Raw genomic sequence first — 18,400 nt, 5'->3', positions numbered from 1 at the left:
ATTTCGGATTGATGATTGATGGTCGGTGCAATCAGAAATATTCAATCAGAAATCCGAAAACCCCAAATCCGAAATCCACAATATGCACCCCCGCCCGCCCTTGCTCCTTGCCCTGGCCGCCTGGACATCTGTCGGCCTCGCTGCCGCCTGGCTGCCCTGGGCCTGGCCTGTGTGGCAGGGCAGCGGGTTGCTGATCGCCGCCGTCGCCCTCGGTGACTGGCTGGCCCTGCGCCGGCTTGCGCCGCCGCGGATCACGCGGCGCATGGGCCGCGCCCTACCGCTCGGGGTCTGGAGCTCGGTCACCCTGGAGGTCGCCAACCCGTCGGATCAGAGCCTTAAGCTCAGCCTTCATGACCTGCACCCAGGCGAGTTCGCCCTGCGCGGGCTCCCCGTGGACCTGAATCTGGGTCCCCGTCAACACGGCCGCGTCCAGTACCGCCTGTGCCCACCCAATCGCGGTGACTTCCCGCTCACCGGTTGTGACGTCGCCACCCGCTCGCCCCTGGGCTGGTGGCGGCGCACCCGCATCCTCCCCCCCGCGGAGACCCTGCGCGTCTTCCCCAATTTCGCCGAAATCAGCCGCTACACCCTGCTGGCGGCCAATGACCAATTGGCCGAACTCGGGGTGCGACGGCTTAGGCGCCTGGGCAGCGGGGCCGAGTTCCACCAGTTGCGGGAGTACCGGGAGGGCGATTCATTACGCCAGATCGACTGGAAGGCGACCTCGCGGATGCGCAAGGTCATCGCCCGTGAGTACCAGGACGAGCGCGACCAGCGCCTGGTCTTCCTGCTCGACTGCGGCCGGCGGATGCGCCACCGCGATCAGGGTCGCGGCCATTTGGACGAGGCGCTGAACGCGCTGCTCCTGCTCGCCTATGTGGCCGTGCGCCAAGGGGATGCGGTCGGACTCATGACCTACGGCGGACCGCAGCGCTGGTTCGCCCCGCGCAAGGAGCCCGGGACCGTCAACCGACTACTCCAAGGCGTCTATGACCTCCAGCCGAGCCTGGAGGCCGCCGATCCCCAGGTCGCGGCCCGCGTCCTGCTGGCAGCGATGCCGCGCCGCGCCCTGGTGGTGATCATCACCAACAGCCGCGACGAGGACCAGGAGGGCCTGGCCCAGGCCGCCCAACTCCTGCGCCGCCGTCATCTGGTGGTGATCGCGGACCTGCGCGAGGCCACCCTGGATCGCGCCCTGGAGGCCCCGATCGACACCCTGGATGAAGCCCTGCGCTTCCATGCCGTCCATGGTTGGATGGCCGAACGCCGGGAGCACCAGGAACGCCTGCGGCATTTGGGCATCCAGGTACTGGACCTGCTCCCGGCGCAATTGCCCATTGCACTGGTCAATCGCTATTTCGAGATCAAAAGGGCGGGGGTGCTTTAGACGCGCTGCTGACACCGCCTCTTCTGGTGACACCGCTGCAGCGGTGTCACCCATGTGTCAGGCGCTCCGCGCCGCGCCTGCCAGACATCCCGGGCTACAGGTCACTGGGAACGCCCAGCCCTGCGCTATGTTCCCCAGCGTACTGACCGCATGGGTCTTGCAGCCTAATGTGGCCACCATCACGGCGGGGTCTCTTGCCACTGCGATTGATCCCAGCGCGGCCGGCAGCGCGACGATCGACCCCCGCCCCTGATAGCCCTGCGGCAGTCGCCGCCCACTTCGGCGACGCTGATCAGGATTGCCAACACTGGCCCCTCCCCTGTTTTTTCGAGAGATAACCAAATGAAATACCAATTTTTCTGCGTCGCGGTGATCGTCGTACTTGGCTTGGGTGGCTGCACTGGTCCGCAAGGGCCGTCCGGGATGCAAGGTCCGACCGGTCAGACTGGGCGGACCGGCGTTGATTCCGTGCTGGTGACGCCAGCCACGAGGACGACCACCGTGGTCACGAGACCGGCAAACCCGACGAGAACAACCACCACCACGACACGCGCGTACTGAAACCGTGGGCGCTGGTGGCACCGCGCCAGCGGTGTCACCTCTCCTTTTCCTACTATGACCGTTGGTCGGATTACGCAAGCCAAAACGCCCGCGCCGTGATCATAATGATTCCATCGCCCTCACCCACCTCCCGCTGACCGCACGGCGCCCGCCGACCGCGGCCCTCAAATGTCCGCACCACCCTCCCCTCTGGAGTCCCTGATGACCCTGCACGGTATCCTTGATTGCTCGCCTTGGCAGGCGGTAGTGATCACGCTCGCCATGACCCATGTGACCATTGCCGCGGTCACCATCTATCTGCACCGCGCCCAGGCCCACCGCGCCCTGGACCTGCATCCCGCGGTGGCGCATGCCATGCGCTTCTGGCTGTGGCTGACCACCGGCGCGATCACCAAGGAGTGGGTCGCAGTCCACCGGCTGCACCATGCCAAGGTCGAGACTGCGTTGGACCCCCACAGTCCACAAGTCCTGGGACTGCACAAAATCCTGACCCAGGGCTATGAGGTCTACCGGGCGGCGGCGGCCGATCCCCAGACCCTGGAGCGCTATGGCCAGGCCACCCCGGACGACTGGCTGGAGCGCCATCTCTATACCCCCCATCACTGGCTGGGTCTGGCCATAATGCTGGTCCTGGACGTGCTGCTCTGCGGGCTTTACGGCCCGGTGATCTGGGCCGTACAGATGCTGTGGATACCCATCACGGCGGCCGGCATCATCAACGGCATCGGCCACTACTGGGGCTACCGCAACTTCGAGACCGCGGACGCCTCCACCAACATCGTCCCTTGGGGCATCCTGATCGGCGGCGAGGAGCTGCACAACAACCACCACGCTTTCCCCAGTTCAGCGCGGCTCTCCTCCCAGTGGTGGGAGTTCGATCTGAGCTGGCTGTATATCCGCACCCTGAGTGCGCTGCGACTCGCCCGCATCAAGCGGGTCGCGCCCCGCCTGACCGTCATCAAGGGCAAGCCACTGGCAGACATGGACACCCTACGCGCCGTGGTGATGAGTCGGATGCATGTCTTCGCCCGCTACACCAAGGAGGTCCTGACCCCCGTCTCGCGGGCCGAACTGTGCCGCGATGCCGCCCACTACCGCCGCCTACTGGCGCGCGAGGGCAGCCGGCTCGATGCCGTCGCCCGCGCCAACCTGGAACACCTGTTGGCCCAGAGCCAGACGCTCACCACCGTCTACCAGTTCCGCGAACGCCTCCAGGCGATCTGGAGCCGCAGCACCGCCAGCCAGGAGGTCCTGCTGGGCAATCTACAGGACTGGTGTCGCGCCGCCGAGGCCACGGGCATCCAGGCCTTGGAGCGCTTTGCGCAGAACCTCAAGGGGTTCTCGCTCCAGCCGATGACTGCCATCTGAGGCAAACGATGGCCCCGGCAACCCAACCGTCGAGGCTTCAGCCGGAAGGAGCTTTGCTCTGTGGTGACACCGCTGCGGCGGTGTCACCCCTGTGTCCGCACTCTGCGCCGCGAATGCCCAACATACCTCGCAATGGTGGCACGCCACGGGGAGCGACTCCCCCGGTGCGGCCTAGACTATCCGCGGTAGTGCTGCAATCTACAGGGTGCGGTGAGTTGGGTCGAACGATTCACCGCTAACACCATACTCGCCGCGGGTGCAGCGTTGTCGCCGTAGTTCCCCGGGGCCCTCGTCTAAAACAGCTCCTCGAGCGTTCGGGGGTTTCGTGGTTCGGGCTTGACATTCGGCCTAGTCTTCGGAGTCACGACCTTAGTGCCTTTACGTGCCGGCAGCGACACAGGCTTCACCGCCCGAGTGCTGTCGGCCGCGGTCGGCACAACGGGTGTGGCGCCCACAGCAAGCGCAGTGACAGTCTCCAGGTTATCGGGCTCGACGTCCGGTGGCGACAAATAAGCCCTGGCGATCAACGGACTGAGTGTCGGCTCCAGGGATTTCAGTATTTGTACCGGCAGCGCGCTGGTGAAGTGGTAGCGCACCGCGGTCGGTCCGGTCACATAGGCGGTCAGCACACCAAAGAAGCGGTCGCCAATGAAAAAGGCAAAGACCCCGGCGCGGCTGATGACCTGGCTCGCGATGCGCCGCATGCCAGTGCCGAAGATCTCGCGGCGATGATCGCCGGTGCCGGTCTTGCCGCCGACCAGTAGCGCCTTGCCGTCCGGGCCTTTGAATACCCCCTTGACGCGCGCGGCGGTGCCCTGCTCCACCACTGCGACGAGGGCGCCGCGCGCGGCCCGTGCGACCTCCGGCAACAGCACCTGTTCGCCCTCGCTCGGGGGCATCCGTAGCTGTGTTTCGTAGGGCGTTGCAGTGGCGAAATCGAGGCGTTCATAGCGCACCAGCGGCCGGCGTCTGCCGTCATTCAGCAGAATACCGACGAGTTCCGCCAGCGCCGCGGGACGGTCCCCCGAGGCGCCGATGGCGCTGGCATAGGATGGCGTCATGGTCTCAAAGGGATAACCCACGCGCTTCCAGGCGTCATGTATGGCGACAAAGGCATCGATTTCGAGCTGAGTCGAGATCCGGCTGTCCTGCGCCTGCCGCGGGCCGCTCTTCATCAGCGAGAGATAGACCTGCTGGCGCTGCTCGCGACTGGCGCCCATCACCTCGCTGAAGTTGGCGCTCGGGTGCTCGACTAGATAGCCGACCAGCCAGAGCTCCAGCGGATGGATATGCGCGAGATAGCCGCGGGCTTGCAGGTTGGTCAGCAAGGCCAGGGCCTCCGGCCCACTCTTGCCGTGATATTTGTCATAGAACCGGCGCAGATAGATATTGCCCTCGCGCGCGAAGAAGCGTTGCAAATACTCCAGCCGCAGCCGGTTATCGTCGTCGTCAATCCCGTGTGCCACCCCGTCCGGATGGTATAGATGATAGTAGACGATATCGCGCATCAGCCTGATGAAGACCAGATTCACCGAATTCTGCAACGCCGTCCGGACGGTGATGACGGCACCATCGTCTGAACTGTTGAAATTGGCAAAGGTATGCAGACTGCCGCCGGTGAAAAATGCCTCCTCGGGACTGGCCGAATAACGCCGGTCGAGTGCGCCTTGGAGCAGCGTGCGCAGATCGATCCTCGGATTGTCCAGGATCTGCTTAATCACCCACTCAGTCAGGTGATCGCGCGCATCGATCTTCACTGCCCTGAGCCGCTGCGTGGATCGGACCGAATATTCGCCATACAACTGCGCGATAATCTCCAGATAATTGACCAGGGTCCGTAATTTGGCGGTGGAGCCCAGGTCCAGTCGGATACCCTCGCTCACATCCATAGGTTCGTCGTAGCTGTCGGCCTGTACGCGCAAGCGGTTTCCTTGCGGTCCTCGCTCGTATAGCACCAAGCTGTAGACGACGGGGCTCGCATCGCTTTGGGTGTTGAGCAAGTGGGAGCCAACCACACCCGCCGCGCGCGCCCGATCAGGTTCACTCAACTGGTGCAAAGCGACGCTCACAGCCCGTTGTGTATCCAGGTCCAAGGACGCGCGCCCGGTCAAATCGAGCCGATCCAGATCATAGAGCCGATCCAGGCCCAAGGCCGCGGCAAGCCGGGTACGCAAGACACCCGCGGTCTTGCGGTCTCCGCGATATCCAGTCACCCCGGGCACCGGCGTCTCGCCCACATCGCCCTTGATCCCCAACGCGGCATCGCGTAGCGCCGCACTGATGACGCCGTGTTCGGCCAACACCCGCAAATGGCTGTCGGCCAGGGTTTGCAGATCGGTTCGGCCATTGCGCAGATACCACGAGGGGCGCCGCTGGGAGAGCAGCAGACACAAGACCTGACGGTAGGCCAAGGCCTGCGCATCGGTGATCCGGGCGCCCGGGCGGTCGCCGGCTAGGGCCGCGTCACCCAGCAGGCGGTTGACGGTGTCGAAGTCCGCCCCGAACCAGGCCCATAGGGCATCGCCGAGACCCTGCACCTCGCCATAATCGGGGACGGCGGCGAGCGGTATGGAATTCAGATAGGTCAGAGCAATCCCGCGTCGCGTCTTGAGCGTGTCCGGCCCCGCCAGGTAGGCGCGCAGCGAGGCGCTCACCATCTGCTGCAATTTATCCCGCACCGACGCGGTTCGGCCGTCGTGAGAATGGCGAAACTTTTCAATCTGGGTCGCCAGCGTGCTGCCACCGGCAACAGGGAGATTGACCCCGAGTTTGCGCGCCACCAGGCCGGCGCCGGCACGGGCAAAGCGACCCCATTCGACTGCGGGATTGGCGTGTGGATCCTGCTCATCCAACAGTTCGCGGTTCTCAATAAACAGCAGGGTCGCCAACACCAGGGGCGGAATCGACTCGAAATTGGGGTAGACACGGGCCGGATACTGCTCATCAAACAGCATCTTGCCATCACGGTCAAGCAGCCTGAGTCCGGCCTGGCTCTTCTCTGCATAGGTGGCATTTAGGCCCCAATCCACCCCGCCCAGCAGCTGCGGCGAGAGCTGCGCCTGGGCGGTGATGGCGAACCCTTCACCCTGAAGCCGTGGCAGAAAATCCGGCAGTTGCGCATAACCCAACCGCTGGTCATAGGGACCGCCGGTCGGATAACGGATAGTCGGACTGGGTCCAGGTTCCACCTGAAAGCGCATCCGCGCACTGATCGCGGAGAAATAGCGCGCCTGCAGCTCGGAGGTCGTCATTTCCTTCATGACCAAGTAAGCGGTAACCGCCAACAGCGCCGCGATCGCTACACTCAACCAGTGTCTTGCAAGATACCGCACTGACAGGCCCTCGACGTTGGCCATCTTCCTGGCGGCGGCTTCGGCGGTTCGGCGATAAACCGTGGCGGTGAATCGGCTATTGCTGGGTGATGTAGACCTCAACTCGCCGATTGCGGCTGCGCCCCTCCGGGGTTTGATTATTCGCGACGGGGTGGGTCGAACCGAGTCCTTCGGTTTGAATACGCTCCGGGGCCACGCCGAGTTTGACCAGAGCGGCCTTGACCGCCGCCGCGCGTGCGGCCGAGAGGGTCAGGTTCGCTGCCTCTTGACCCGTGTTGTCGGTAAATCCCTCCACCTTGGCGGTCAACTGCTGAAACTGGGTCAGGAGCGCGGCAATCGGTTGCAGCTTCTGTGGTAGCGCGTCAGGTAATTTTGACTCGCCGGGGGCAAATTGCAGGTCAGAGTCCCACAGGATGAAAACGAACCCCCTGTCCGATAAGCAGGCGCCCACGCCGGCAAATGCCTTGTTCAGTTCGCCGGCCCCCTGGCCCGCTTGCAGATCGGTAATGATCTTCTCCAGCTCGGCGATCTTTTGGTTGGCGGCGTTCAACGTCCGCAGTGTGTCTGTCAGGATACGTTCGGTGGCCTTGGTGTCGGATGCAGACTGGGGCGTGCAGGCAGCGCAGAGTGCCAGGACGCCTCCCGTGACCATCACCGTCACCAGGTTCAACCATCGGCGCGCCACTGCGCGGTTGGGCGTCGCATGAATTGCCATAGCGTTTGACATGAATAACTCCTGATCCGCGAAGATCAGCCCAGGCGAACGCGGAAACACTGGATCAAAGCCGTGGTGACCGAGTGCGCTGGGCGGATTCACTTGGCCACTGCGTGACGGCGATTATCGCTGCTGGAAAACCGCTAAGCAGGTCGCCGCCTGCTCAGGTACCAGCAGCGGCGGATATTGGACGATGCCCTTGATGGCGCCCGCGTTCTTGATGATGTACTTGACTTGAATCTGCTCCACCGCCAAGCCTTCCAGGATATCGCGCTCAGTGGGGAAATCCGTCGGACGGAATTGGGCACTGCCCCGCTCGAACGTGCGCAGGAAGGCAAGAAATCCCTCGGGGCCCGGCCAGGTCTTCGTCAGGGTAACCTCGGGCATGACAATCTTGAGGTCGACCTCGCCGCACGTCTCCGGCTCCCAGGTGAAGTTGCGCGAGCTCGGGAAATTGAAGTTGTCCAATACCTGTTGCTCGCCTTTGCAGGTCAAGGCCAATTGCGTTTGGCGCGGTATCGATTTGGCCGTCTTGTTGATATTGGTCGGCTGCGCGCTGACGGTGACGGTGTAAGAGGGCTGGAGCGGCGGACGGTTGATCGAACCCTGGTTCAGAAATGACAGGAACGGGTCCTGGAGCGGGAACTTGATCCCCATCCAGGTATCCGCGGTCCAGCCTCTTGGCGTTTGCCGCAGGAAGGGCTTGGCTGGACCGCCCAAGAATTTTGGGACGAGCCCTTGTTTGTCGAAGAGTTGTTGCCAGAGTTCGCCCTGGGGAAGATTGAACGCCGGTGCGACGACATCCGTCTGCCATACCTCATTGAAACCGCATGCCGATTCGCTGAGCAGCATCGCCACCAGGAAGTCCAGCGGCCCATCGATCAGGGCCTGCAAGCTGCCCTGATCGGCATTGCCCTTACCCAGTGATTGCCGCAAACGGTGGGCAGCCGCGGTCGCCAGATCGACCGCACCGGAGGTCTTGGGGTTCGGTGCCTGACTATAACTCTCCGCGATCAAACGGAAGGCCGCGTCGGTGCTGGTCGTGGCCGGGAGCAGGGTGCCCAGCGCAGTGAGGTAATCGGCGAGGTCCTTGGCGGCGATGGCGGACACATCGGTGCGCTGCGCCAGGTCGGAGTCCACTTCGGCCACCCGGCCAATCACTTTCTGTTTCCATGTGGCCGCTTTCGTTTTTCCCTGATAGACCCGACTCATCTCATAGAAGGCTTTTGAAAACTGGGCGATGGGGGCTGGTGCCGCGAGTGACGCGATGGCCGTGAACTCATCGTTCATCCGGTTGATCAGGTGGAAGTAGGGATTCTCCATGGTTGGCATGGTAGCGCCGGCGTTCATCCAGTCGAGTCGCGTCAACAGCAGGTTGCGCCCCGTGTCGAACTGGCTGGCAAAGCTGCCCCACCGGCTGTAGAACTGGGCGGCATACCAGGACCAGAAGGCGGCGGTACGCGGCGCAAGCGCATCCGAGCTCGGAATCACGAGTGCCAGACGGGTGAGAAAGCGTTCGATCTCATCCTTACCGGCGCGGGTGAAGGCCGCCGCGACTATGAGCGAGGGGTCTGGCGTCCCCATGCCGGGCCAGAAGTTCCCGAGGGTCACGGCGGACAGACCAGGTTTGCTGTCGGCCCAGTCGGTCAACCAGTGCAGATTGGTCGATTCCCGCTGGATCAGTTGCAGGGCCATGGTTTGGCTTTGTTTGAGTTCGCTTTCCAGTACCGCCTGGTTCGTCTCCCAGTTGACAAAGGTGCGGTACAGGTCCGGGAACAGTGCGATCACGTAAGGCTCACGCCGACCGAAGCTGAGCGCAATGGATTCCAGCGGGTCAGCGAGCCCGTCGTCCTGCGCCTGGTTCTTGCTATTGCGGTTCTTGACGGTCGCCACGCGCCAGACGAGATATTCGAGAAAGGGCTCGATGGAGCTTGACTGGTTGGTGTATTGCAGGACGGCCAAACGCTCACCCATGGCCCGTTCCATCGGTTGGAGCACATAGGTCCGAAACCATTCCACATAACGTTGCTTCAGCGCGGTGACGGCGGTGTCTCCCTGGGAAAAAAAGGCCAGCGCGGGCGGCAGCCGCCCTTGCAGCCCCTGTTCCATGGTAAGGATATTGTCACGTAAGGTGCCCAGGGTGACGAGGTCCGCCGCGCGGTCGACCCCCAGTTGCGGTTTGCTGGGGAAGGCTTGGCGAGCCGGGGTCATAGCGTCGCGTTCGGTGATATAGGAGAGGCTCGCAAGTCCGACCACGGTGATCAGCAGCAGATACCAGGCGCCCAGGGCGAGTCCTGCGGTGGTGGACCGCCACTTGAGGTATTCGCGGATGCGCCGAAACGACTGGCGGTCCTGAGGGAGAATGGTCGTGAAGATGTCGGGAAGAAACAGCCCCTGACTGGTGTTCTCCGATCCCCAAGAGGTCTCCCGCGTGCTGGCGAGCCCGCCGAGCACACCCGTCTTGAGCGGGCCGCTCTGGCGGGCGCTGGAGATGAAGATCCCGCGCAATAACGGGGTCTCCAGATAGGGGGTCTCGTGGAAGGCGCCGGTGACGAAGGCCGCGATAGCCGGGCCCAAACGCTCGAATTCGTCCGGGAAGAGCATCGCCCGGCCGGCATTCCCGGCGGCGCCATAGGATAGACGCAGGCGTGCCTCCTTGAGCCGCTGCGTCACCTGGTGTATGGCGTCGGTCAGAAAATCCGCCGGTCGGCGGTTGGTTGATTCATTGAGCAGACCGACCACCTGACCCCGCGCACCGGCAGGCAGGAGCTGGCTCAGGGCGCTCATGCCGAAGACCAGGTCCATTTTGGTGAGCAGCAGATAAACGGGGAAGCGGGTGCCGAGTACCCGCATCAGCTGATCGATACGCCGACGCAGCACGCGCCCGTACTCGCTCAGGGCGTCCTCGTCGCCGGCCAGCAGTCGGTCCGCCGGGAGTGTCACAATCAGGCCGTTGAGTGGTTCCTTGCGGCGGTATTTGGCCAAAAGGGTCAGGAAATCCTCCCACTCCAGTTGGTCTTCCTTATCCCGTGGGACGGCATAGCGCCCCGCGGTGTCGAGCATGACGGCATCGGCAAAGAACCACCAGTCGCAGTTGCGGGTGGCGCCGGTGCGCACGGCCGGGTCGGCATCAGTGAGAATGCTCGGCAGGCGGGAACTGGTGAGCGCGGCCGTCTTTCCCGAGCCCGTGTCACCCAGCATCATGAACCAGGGTCGGGCATACAGCGGGTCGCGATTATGCTGCCGGGGGGCGGCGCGCAAGGTGGCGATGGCAGCGCTCCAGCGCTCCTCCAGGTCAAGCAGACGCTGGGGTTTGCGTTGCGCTGATTCCGCGCTGACGCTCAGGTCTTGGGCGACGACACGCTTGACGAACGCCCGTTCGCGGCGCCGCAAGAAATAGCGCCGCAAGAAAAAGACCAGCACGAAGATGAACAGGGCGGCGGCGATGGCGAGCAGGGCGACCCAGTTGGGCCAGCCACGATACTGGGCCAGGAGCAGGCCGCCGAACCCAATTGCCGCCAGCACGACCAGCAACAGCAGGGCCTTAAGGATCGACATCAGGAGTTTGGTCATGTCAGGCGTCGTGGCAAATGGGTGCGGCAGGCGGAGGTCATGTCAATGACTTAAGCCAACTATTGACGAACAGGTTCAATCGGGTGGCATACGCGTAATAGACCATGACGGCCAACAGGACGGGAACACCCGCGAGCAGCAGTGACCGCATGACGCGGTGCTGCTTGCGTGGTGACGCGCTCAGCCTTTTCTGTCCATAGACGTCGGGCACGAGGCGGTCCAGTGCGGCAATGGCGTCCAGGCCCAGCCGGGCGATCGTCTCACTGGTCAGCTGCGCCAGCCGCTGGCGGTCCGACTCACGGAAATACGCGCCCTTGAAGCCGAGGACCAGGCAGGTGGCATAGACCTCGTGCACCTCACGCGCCTCGCGGGGGTCATCGTCCGGCGGCACCTCGACGCTCGGGGAGGTCGGCGCCAGCCCCGTCGAAGCGGCGGATACCATCGATCGCTCCAGCGTCTCCCAGTCAGACGGCTCCACCGCGGCTGGCGGCGGTGTCAACGGTCCCAGCCTGGCGTTTAGCCGCTCGAGATGGGCGAAGAACTCAACGCCGGCATTGGGTTGGTCGAAACGGGCCTGTTGCAGGCTAGGACGCAGCCAGTGGGCCCGTTCGCTCCAGTTGGAGTTGAGGATGGCTTCGTCGGCGAAGGCGCAGACCGCAAACAGGGCCTCCTCGGCATACCGGTTGCCTGCGTGTTGCGCCTTGGCCATGGCTTGGTCGAGTAGCCGGTCCATATCCTCTCGCGCCGTCTGATAGGGCGTGGTGGCCAGGGTGGCATCGCTCCCCAGCAGGGCCGCGAAGGTCAGGGCCGGCAAAAAGTCGTCAATCAGTGCCACGGATCACCTCGCCAACACGGCCAATTGGGCATCGAGGTCCGTCGGTGCATCGCCCCAGAACATGGACAGACTCTGCGCCTTGATCACCTCGTCCCACTGGGCACCGGCCATCGCGACACGGAAATAACAGGTGCTCGGGCGCCGCGGCAGACCGGCCGGCGGCAGTTCGGAGGGCGTCAGCGACAGGCCGGGCAAGGCGCGGACCAGGAGCGAATCCAGCGTGCTGCTGGCGGACAGCTTGAGCGCATGCCGTGCCTTGGTGCGCAGGGTGGCAGGCTCCAGGGAATCGGCATGCAGTACCAGCCAGACCTCCCCACCGGTAGCTTGGGTTTGCGCGAGCACCTGATCCGGGACCACGGCGGTCCATAAGGGCTCAGCGTAATTGAACCGGACCACGGAACGGGGTGCGGCCGAGATCTTGCCCAGCAGGCCGTGGATGCAATCGCTGGTGGCCTGGAAGCAGTGGCCCAGGTCGTCATGATCGTAGGGTGGAACGACCGCCTCATTCTGCCAGTTCTTACCCAGGGCATCGAGCTCCGAGGAGAAGATGGAAAGCTCCCCCACCAGCTCACGCAGCGTGCCATAGGTGTGCCACGGCGACTGACCGGGCGCCGCGGTGACCAGGTCAAGCCGCGCGGCATACCGGGCGATCGTTCGCAAAGCCATCAAGAGCAAGGTGAAATCGGCGGAGAGGCTATCGCGACCGGAGAGATTCTTGTAACCCTCGATGCTGCCGGCCTTGCCCAGGAGGTGATCGCGTAGTTCCCGGATGATGGTGGACAGGGTGGGAGAGGCGCCGAGGCTCAGGCAAGGCCCGACGTAGGTGGGATCGAGGATCACCTGATCACCGTCGCGCTTCAACCTGGCCAGCGGGATGAGTTCGAGTTCCCCGGCCTGCTCCAGTTCATGGTCGAACACCAGATTAAGCACATAGGACAGTCGCCGGAGCGCCGCCGGGGGGCCGTCACCGTAGAGGTCAGGGACCTGGCTCGGCTGCGCCGGCGCGACCAGTCGGGTGGGGGCCGCCGCCATGTTGGCGGCGTTGTCGGACACCGTGACGTTGTGCCCGGCGGGCTTGGCGCTGCGCACGCCGATGCAGACGACGCTGCTGCGATCGGCCGGGATGGTGTCCGGTCCGATGATCCGGCTCGCACACACGGCATTGTCGGGGACGCTGATCAGGGTGGCCTGGTTGGGCAGCAGCAGGCTGATGGCGTTGATTTCCAGTCGTCCGGAGGCCAGGGCCGTTTCGTTAAGGCCACCCGCGGCCAGCCCCCAGAAATAGGGGCGCAGGTGTGTGAGCAGGGGTGCTAAGACCTCCGAGGCCTGCTGGCTCAGGATCTGGAAGTGTTGGGGCTGCAGAAACAGTCCCTGATGCCAGTAAACCGGACCGTTCGCCATCAGTTGAGCCCCATGCGTTGTATTGAGTTGGCGGATAGCAGCACATTCATGGTCAAGGGGCCGGGGTTGTAGACCGATGAGATCGACCAGACATGCAGCCGGCTCTTGAGGATCGGGTAACTGTCGAGCAACGCACTGTTGCCCGGTTGCAGCTGATAGTAACCGGCCACCAGCGCCACGTTGACTGCCCCTTCCGCGCGGTCGAAGACCTGCGTGGATTCCTCTCCCGGCGTGATGAACAGGCGCTGCACGTCGGCGACACTGGGATCGAAGTTCTCGCACTGGAGGAGCTTAGTGAGACCCCCGACCGTTCTCGCTAGCTCCTGGAATAACGTGGGCGTCTTGAGTTGGTAGACGCACAACAGGATGGTATGGTTGTCGCCCTCGAAGGGGTTGAGATCCGCTGCTGCCGTCAGCTTGATGGTCAGCGCCTTGGGCATGTAGGTCCAGACGAGCTGGCTGGCGCTGGGGGCGTTTTGCGCGATCTCCCAGGGCTTGGGTGGCGGTGGCGGTTTGCTCGCGCAGGCGAGTTGAGCGGCAGCGAGACCGACTGCCAGAACGATGGCGAACAGCCGGTGGCTGGCGATCGCCTCCAGCCCGTCCGGCATGGGTGACCAAAGGGCCCTGGCCCCGGCGTTCAGATCGCGTTTCTCTCTGGTAAAACCCACTAATCGAGGAACGTTCATGTGTCAGTCGCTAGCGGCTAGACCAGGGTCATGGAAAAGACTTCGGGATCGTCGACATCCGGGAAGGGACCAAAGATCAGTGCATCCGGGGTCTGGGTGACACGTACAAAATAGGATTGCGCGGGCGATAGCTGATTTTTTGCACCCCAGGCGGAAAACTCCCGCTCGCCGAGGGTGATCTTCATGTCCTGCACCGGGTAATGCAAGGTGGACTTGTTCGGGATGACCCCCGCCAGACCGACGCCATGGGCGTCCGGCGCTGCGCCGGCGCTGCCGGTACAGCCAAAAAAGGCCCCCTGCCAAGGGTCCTGTCCCGGCCCTACCTCGAACCAGAGCCCGAGTCCCGGCAGCGGATGCACGGCCAGGCGATAGTCTTGGCGCAGTTCCTGGCGCTTGGCATTGGCCCGCACCAAGGCCTTGGTCCCGAGTCCCGACAGCACCACCTCGGCCGCACCCAAGGGGGTCGGCAGTGAGCCCGGGTCCAGCGTACCGCCGCTGGGGGAGATGAGGATGGGGAAGTCGCTCCCATGGGCGGACTGGGCCGCCAGTGCGAGCAGCGCCAAGCCTTGGCGGGTCGCCGGTTCGGCGAAGCGGGCGGTCTGGCCAACGATGATCCAGGCCGCGCAGTGGTCCCTGGTCAGCTCGCTAATGGCACCGGCCCAGGCAAAGTTGGCGAGATCGTCTTCCCAGAAGTGACCGCCCGGCGCCAGCCCGTAGTGAGCCAGTTCCTCGAAAATCAGCCGCCCGAGACCCTCGTTTTTCTCCAGAATACTGATCCATACCGATTTCTTCACGATCGACTCCCCGGTGGGCGATAGCGATGACGGGTGCAAATGGCGGCCGGTGCCGGGCGCCTCAGTCAAAATCCAGGGTGAAGTCCCCCGCCTCGCCGACATCCAGATGGACGGCGGCGGGCATGGCACCATCCGTCATATGACTCAGAATGGCCTGGGACAGACGCGGCAGAATGGTACCATCGACGATGTATTGGATGTTACGGGCACCGGTTTCCACCTCCGTGCAGCGGGCCGCAAGCTGCTCGACGGTCTGGTCGGTATAGGTCAGCTGCATCTTGTTGTTGGCCAGGAGGCGCGCGGCCAGGGCGTCCAGCTTGAGCCTGGAGACCCGCTGCATGGCATCACCCGACAGACTCCGATAGGGCACGATCGTCATCCGGGCCAGCAGGGCCGGCTTGAAATGCTCCGACAGCAGCGGGCGGATCGTCTCGATCAGGGTTCCTTGGTCCAGGTCGGCGCCATCCTTGGTCATTTCCTGGATCACGTCCGAGGCCAGATTGGAGGTGAGCATGATCACCGTGTTGCGAAAGCTGATCTCCTTGCCCTCGCCGTCGGTCATGGACCCCTTGTCGAAGGCCTGATAGAAGAGGTTCAGCACATCCAGGTGGGCCTTTTCGACCTCGTCAAGGAGCACCACCGAATACGGCCTTTGCCGGACCGCCTCGGTGAGCATGCCGCCCTCCCCGTAGCCCACATAACCCGGCGGTGAACCGATCAGGCGCGAGACCGTGTTCCGCTCCTGGAATTCGCTCATATTGATGGAGACGACGCTCTGCTCGTCGCCGAACAGGATGTCCGCCAACGCCAGGCCGGTTTCGGTCTTGCCGACGCCGGAAGGGCCGACCAAGAGGAAGACCCCATGGGGTTGCTCGGGGGCACGCAGACCAGCCCGGGCGGACTTGATGACCTCCGCGACCCCAGCAATGGCGGCGTCCTGACCCTTGATCCGCTCCCCCAGGCGGCGTTCCAGATCGATTACCAAGGCGGCCTGCTCACGCGCCATCTTACCGGCCGGAATACCCGTCCAGTCGCTGACCACCCGGGCGACGACATCCGGTGTCACCTCAATGGCGACCAGGCCGTCACCGACCCGGGCCGCCTGATAGGTCGACTTGGCGGACTCGCAGGCGGTGCGCAGCGCCTCCAGATCGGCCGCCGCGGGCTCCCCCAGGGCCGCGTTCATCGCCGCGCGTGCGGCGATCAGCCCATGCGCCGCGTTGCGTTCCTGTTGCCAGGCCGCGCGCAGGGTCTCGGCCTGGCTGGTGGCGCCGGCGATCTGCTCCTCCAGGACGCGGATGCGAGGGGCGTCGACCGCGGCCCCATCGGCCTGGTCACGCATCAGGGTGCGCCGCTCGCGCTCGGCGGCCTGGATGCCACGTTCGATATCCTCCAGCTCGGCCGGCTGGGAGGACAGACTGACCTTGACGCGGGCGCAGGCCGTATCGATCAGGTCGATCGCCTTGTCCGGCAGGAAACGGCCCTGGATGAAACGGTTGGAAAACTCCGCCGCGCTCACCAGGGCATCGTCGCGGATAATGACCGAATGGGCCTTTTCATAGGAATCGCGCAGCCCGCGCAGGATCAGGGTCGTGGTCTCGACACTGGGCTCGTCCAGCTTCACCAGCTGAAAGCGCCGGGCCAGGGCCGGGTCCTTCTCGAAATATTTTTTGTATTCGGTCCAGGTGGTCGCGGCGCAGGTCCTGATCTCGCCGCGCGCCAACGCCGGCTTCAGCAGATTGGCCGCATCTGAGCCGCCCGCGGTACCGCCCGCGCCAATCAGGGTGTGGGCCTCATCAATGAATAGCACGATGGGGGTGGCGCTCGACTTGATCTCGTCCAGCACCCCCTTGAGGCGCCGTTCGAATTCACCCTTCATACCGGCCCCGGCCTCCAGCAGGCCCATATCCAGCGACAGCAGTGAGACGCCATCCAGCGCCTCGGGCACGTCGCCCTGGGTGATGCGCAGGGCCAGGCCCTCGATGACGGCCGTCTTGCCCACGCCGGGTTCGCCGACCAGGATGGGGTTGTTCTTGCGGCGACGGGCGAGGATGTCGACGATCTGACGGATCTCCACATCCCGGCCGAACACGGCATCGATCTTTCCGGCCTTGGCCTTGGCCGTGAAGTCCTCGCAGAATTTGGCGATGAAACTCTCCCCGGCCGCGCTGCCCCGGGCCGCGGCTGCGGTGGCGGCACCCTGGGCGGGCCGTTCACCCGCGTCCTCGGTGGACACCTTGGCCAATTCCCAGAAGTCCTTTTGCAGCGCCTCGCGGTTGATCGGCGCCAGCAGATCGGTATAGCCGCCCTGGGCATAGAGGGCCGGCTTGCGCAGAAAGGCGAGCAGCAGGGCGCCGGTGCGTATCCGCGCGAGCCCCAGGTCCAGCGATGCCACCAGCCAGGCGGATTCGAGCAACTCCATGAGCAAGGGGGAGAAGACCGGCCGCGATGAGTTGCCGGAGCGGAAATCATCCAGGCTGTCGTTCAGCGCGGACTTGAACCGGCCGCTATCCACCCCGAAGCGTGCGAGGGCCAGTGGCAGGTCCGTCTGTTGGTCTTGAAGACAGGACAGCAGCAGGTGCTCCACTGTCACTTCATAGTTGGTGCGGTTCACCGTGAGTCCCGCGGCGGCATGCAGGCAGGCCGTGCAGGTGCTGTTGCATTTGTCGAGCAGGGCCTTGATGTCAACAGTGATCATGGATGGATACCTTGCGCAGCGTGTGTTCCGACATCCGGCGGCAGTCGGGGTAGAGTGCGTAAACGCTCTCCCCGGGCGCCGGCGTCATCCAGGCGTCTTGTCCCAGGGAGCACCAATCGGGATCACCCAGGCGGGCGGGCCGAGCCTCGTCCGGACTCAGAATCAATTCCAGGTCGAATTCAAGTGGCTGGGTGCACCAGAAGCGGATCAGCATCACCAACTCATCATAATCCGGCCCCCCCAGTCGGTAGCGCCGAAAGGTCGTGGCGCGCAATGGGCCGATGCGGATGTGGATCTTACCCATGGCGTCACCGACCTGACTGCCGATCCAGGTCGTTTCACCCAATACCCCGTTACCTTCGCCGAGCTGCCACTGTTGGTCGAGGGGAATCTCCGCGGTCCGCGGCTGGCATTGCGTAATGGCCACGCCGGCATCGAGCTGGTCGGCCAGCAGGCATTTCAGGCCAGCCGCGGAGCGCGGAAACTGCGTGAGCAAGCCAATCGCGCGCAGCAATGCACCGGGGTGGCGGAAGGGCCGTTGGAGCAGCTCCGGGTGACCCAATCCGGCGAGGGCGTACAGGCGGGTGAGGACATCTTGGTCCTGCTCCTCGCACACCTGATGGATCAGCTTGTAGTGGTGGTCGGCCAGGACGTAAAGAACAAAGAAGCCATGATTCACGACGTCCAGAAAATCGCGGCTGACGCTCTGGTCCTCACGCTGTTCGTCGAGCAGTTCCTCCGTATAGAAGGTCGGCAGCGGTGAGGAGGGGCCGTAAAGCCCGAGGAAATTGGCGGTCAGCTGGAACCGGCGGGCCGTCGCCGCGTCGGCCGGAAGCTCGCTGATGGCATCAAGGTCCGTGGCGGGGAATCCCAGTGAGAGATGGGGACGGATGCGCAGTTGATCGCGAAGAAATGCCCGCTCCCCCTCCTTGCCCGGCTGGCCATGTGCCCGCCTGAGCAGTTTCACCGCCTGGATAAACGAGAAGGTACGCGGGGCCGCCAGTAACCGATTTAGGATCGAGGGGGACTCGCGACGCTCCGTCATCACCG

General features: G+C 64.1%; 11 protein-coding genes. 2 read left to right on the top strand and 9 right to left on the bottom strand.

From position 1 onward, the window contains the following. The first annotated feature begins 82 nt into the window (after positions 1 to 82). The gene (locus QZY44_RS01870) at positions 83 to 1,387 is read left to right on the top strand and encodes a DUF58 domain-containing protein (protein ID WP_295441474.1); all 1,305 of its coding nucleotides are present in this window, start codon (positions 83 to 85) and stop codon (positions 1,385 to 1,387) included. 762 nt (positions 1,388 to 2,149) lie between these two features. Continuing rightward, positions 2,150 to 3,316 carry a fatty acid desaturase gene (locus tag QZY44_RS01865; protein WP_295441471.1) on the top strand — a complete coding sequence of 389 codons (1,167 nt, stop codon included), beginning with the start codon at positions 2,150 to 2,152 and terminating at the stop codon, positions 3,314 to 3,316. Positions 3,317 to 3,609: 293 nt separating this feature from the next. Here QZY44_RS01865 and QZY44_RS01860 read toward each other — a convergent pair whose 3' ends face one another. From QZY44_RS01860 to tssG, 9 genes are all read right to left on the bottom strand, one after another. Further along, the gene (locus tag QZY44_RS01860; protein WP_295441467.1) at positions 3,610 to 6,624 is read right to left on the bottom strand and encodes a transglycosylase domain-containing protein; all 3,015 of its coding nucleotides are present in this window, start codon (positions 6,622 to 6,624) and stop codon (positions 3,610 to 3,612) included. Positions 6,625 to 6,724: 100 nt separating this feature from the next. After that, the gene (locus QZY44_RS01855; protein ID WP_295441464.1) at positions 6,725 to 7,375 is read right to left on the bottom strand and encodes an OmpA family protein; all 651 of its coding nucleotides are present in this window, start codon (positions 7,373 to 7,375) and stop codon (positions 6,725 to 6,727) included. 111 nt (positions 7,376 to 7,486) lie between these two features. Then, positions 7,487 to 10,936: a type VI secretion protein IcmF/TssM N-terminal domain-containing protein gene (locus tag QZY44_RS01850; protein ID WP_295441462.1), complete on the bottom strand. Its 3,450-nt coding sequence runs from the start codon at positions 10,934 to 10,936 to the stop codon at positions 7,487 to 7,489. A gap of 37 nt (positions 10,937 to 10,973) precedes the next feature. After that, positions 10,974 to 11,771: a DotU family type IV/VI secretion system protein gene (locus QZY44_RS01845; RefSeq protein WP_295441458.1), complete on the bottom strand. Its 798-nt coding sequence runs from the start codon at positions 11,769 to 11,771 to the stop codon at positions 10,974 to 10,976. A gap of 3 nt (positions 11,772 to 11,774) precedes the next feature. Continuing rightward, on the bottom strand, positions 11,775 to 13,172 hold the full coding sequence (gene tssK / locus QZY44_RS01840) for a type VI secretion system baseplate subunit TssK (protein ID WP_295441456.1): 1,398 nt from the start codon (positions 13,170 to 13,172) through the stop codon (positions 11,775 to 11,777). Continuing rightward, positions 13,172 to 13,858 carry a type VI secretion system lipoprotein TssJ gene (gene tssJ, locus QZY44_RS01835; protein WP_295441454.1) on the bottom strand — a complete coding sequence of 229 codons (687 nt, stop codon included), beginning with the start codon at positions 13,856 to 13,858 and terminating at the stop codon, positions 13,172 to 13,174. The genes tssK and tssJ overlap by 1 nt, the downstream gene beginning before the upstream one ends. 17 nt (positions 13,859 to 13,875) lie before the next feature. After that, positions 13,876 to 14,652, bottom strand: coding sequence for a hypothetical protein (locus QZY44_RS01830; protein ID WP_295441452.1), 777 nt, complete (start codon positions 14,650 to 14,652; stop codon positions 13,876 to 13,878). Positions 14,653 to 14,713: 61 nt separating this feature from the next. Further along, positions 14,714 to 17,350: a type VI secretion system ATPase TssH gene (tssH, locus tag QZY44_RS01825; protein ID WP_295441449.1), complete on the bottom strand. Its 2,637-nt coding sequence runs from the start codon at positions 17,348 to 17,350 to the stop codon at positions 14,714 to 14,716. Next, positions 17,337 to 18,395: a type VI secretion system baseplate subunit TssG gene (tssG, locus tag QZY44_RS01820; RefSeq protein ID WP_295441447.1), complete on the bottom strand. Its 1,059-nt coding sequence runs from the start codon at positions 18,393 to 18,395 to the stop codon at positions 17,337 to 17,339. The genes tssH and tssG overlap by 14 nt, the downstream gene beginning before the upstream one ends. Positions 18,396 to 18,400 lie beyond the last annotated feature (5 nt).

The organism is uncultured Thiodictyon sp. (genome assembly GCA_903837595.1).
Lineage (GTDB): Bacteria > Pseudomonadota > Gammaproteobacteria > Chromatiales > Chromatiaceae > Thiodictyon.
Note: the sequence above shows the minus strand (reverse complement) of the source record. Positions and strands in the feature narration are given on the sequence as shown.

What these genes read in the sequence shown, in the direction of transcription:
- tssK (WP_295441456.1), bottom strand. Translation starts at nt 13,172, where the DNA reads ATGGCGAACGGTCCGGTTTACTGGCATCAGGGACTGTTTCTGCAGCCC.
- QZY44_RS01850 (WP_295441462.1), bottom strand. Translation starts at nt 10,936, where the DNA reads ATGACCAAACTCCTGATGTCGATCCTTAAGGCCCTGCTGTTGCTGGTC.
- QZY44_RS01855 (WP_295441464.1), bottom strand. Translation starts at nt 7,375, where the DNA reads ATGTCAAACGCTATGGCAATTCATGCGACGCCCAACCGCGCAGTGGCG.
- tssJ (WP_295441454.1), bottom strand. Translation starts at nt 13,858, where the DNA reads ATGAACGTTCCTCGATTAGTGGGTTTTACCAGAGAGAAACGCGATCTG.
- QZY44_RS01870 (WP_295441474.1), top strand. Translation starts at nt 83, where the DNA reads ATGCACCCCCGCCCGCCCTTGCTCCTTGCCCTGGCCGCCTGGACATCT.
- tssH (WP_295441449.1), bottom strand. Translation starts at nt 17,350, where the DNA reads ATGATCACTGTTGACATCAAGGCCCTGCTCGACAAATGCAACAGCACC.
- QZY44_RS01865 (WP_295441471.1), top strand. Translation starts at nt 2,150, where the DNA reads ATGACCCTGCACGGTATCCTTGATTGCTCGCCTTGGCAGGCGGTAGTG.
- tssG (WP_295441447.1), bottom strand. Translation starts at nt 18,395, where the DNA reads ATGACGGAGCGTCGCGAGTCCCCCTCGATCCTAAATCGGTTACTGGCG.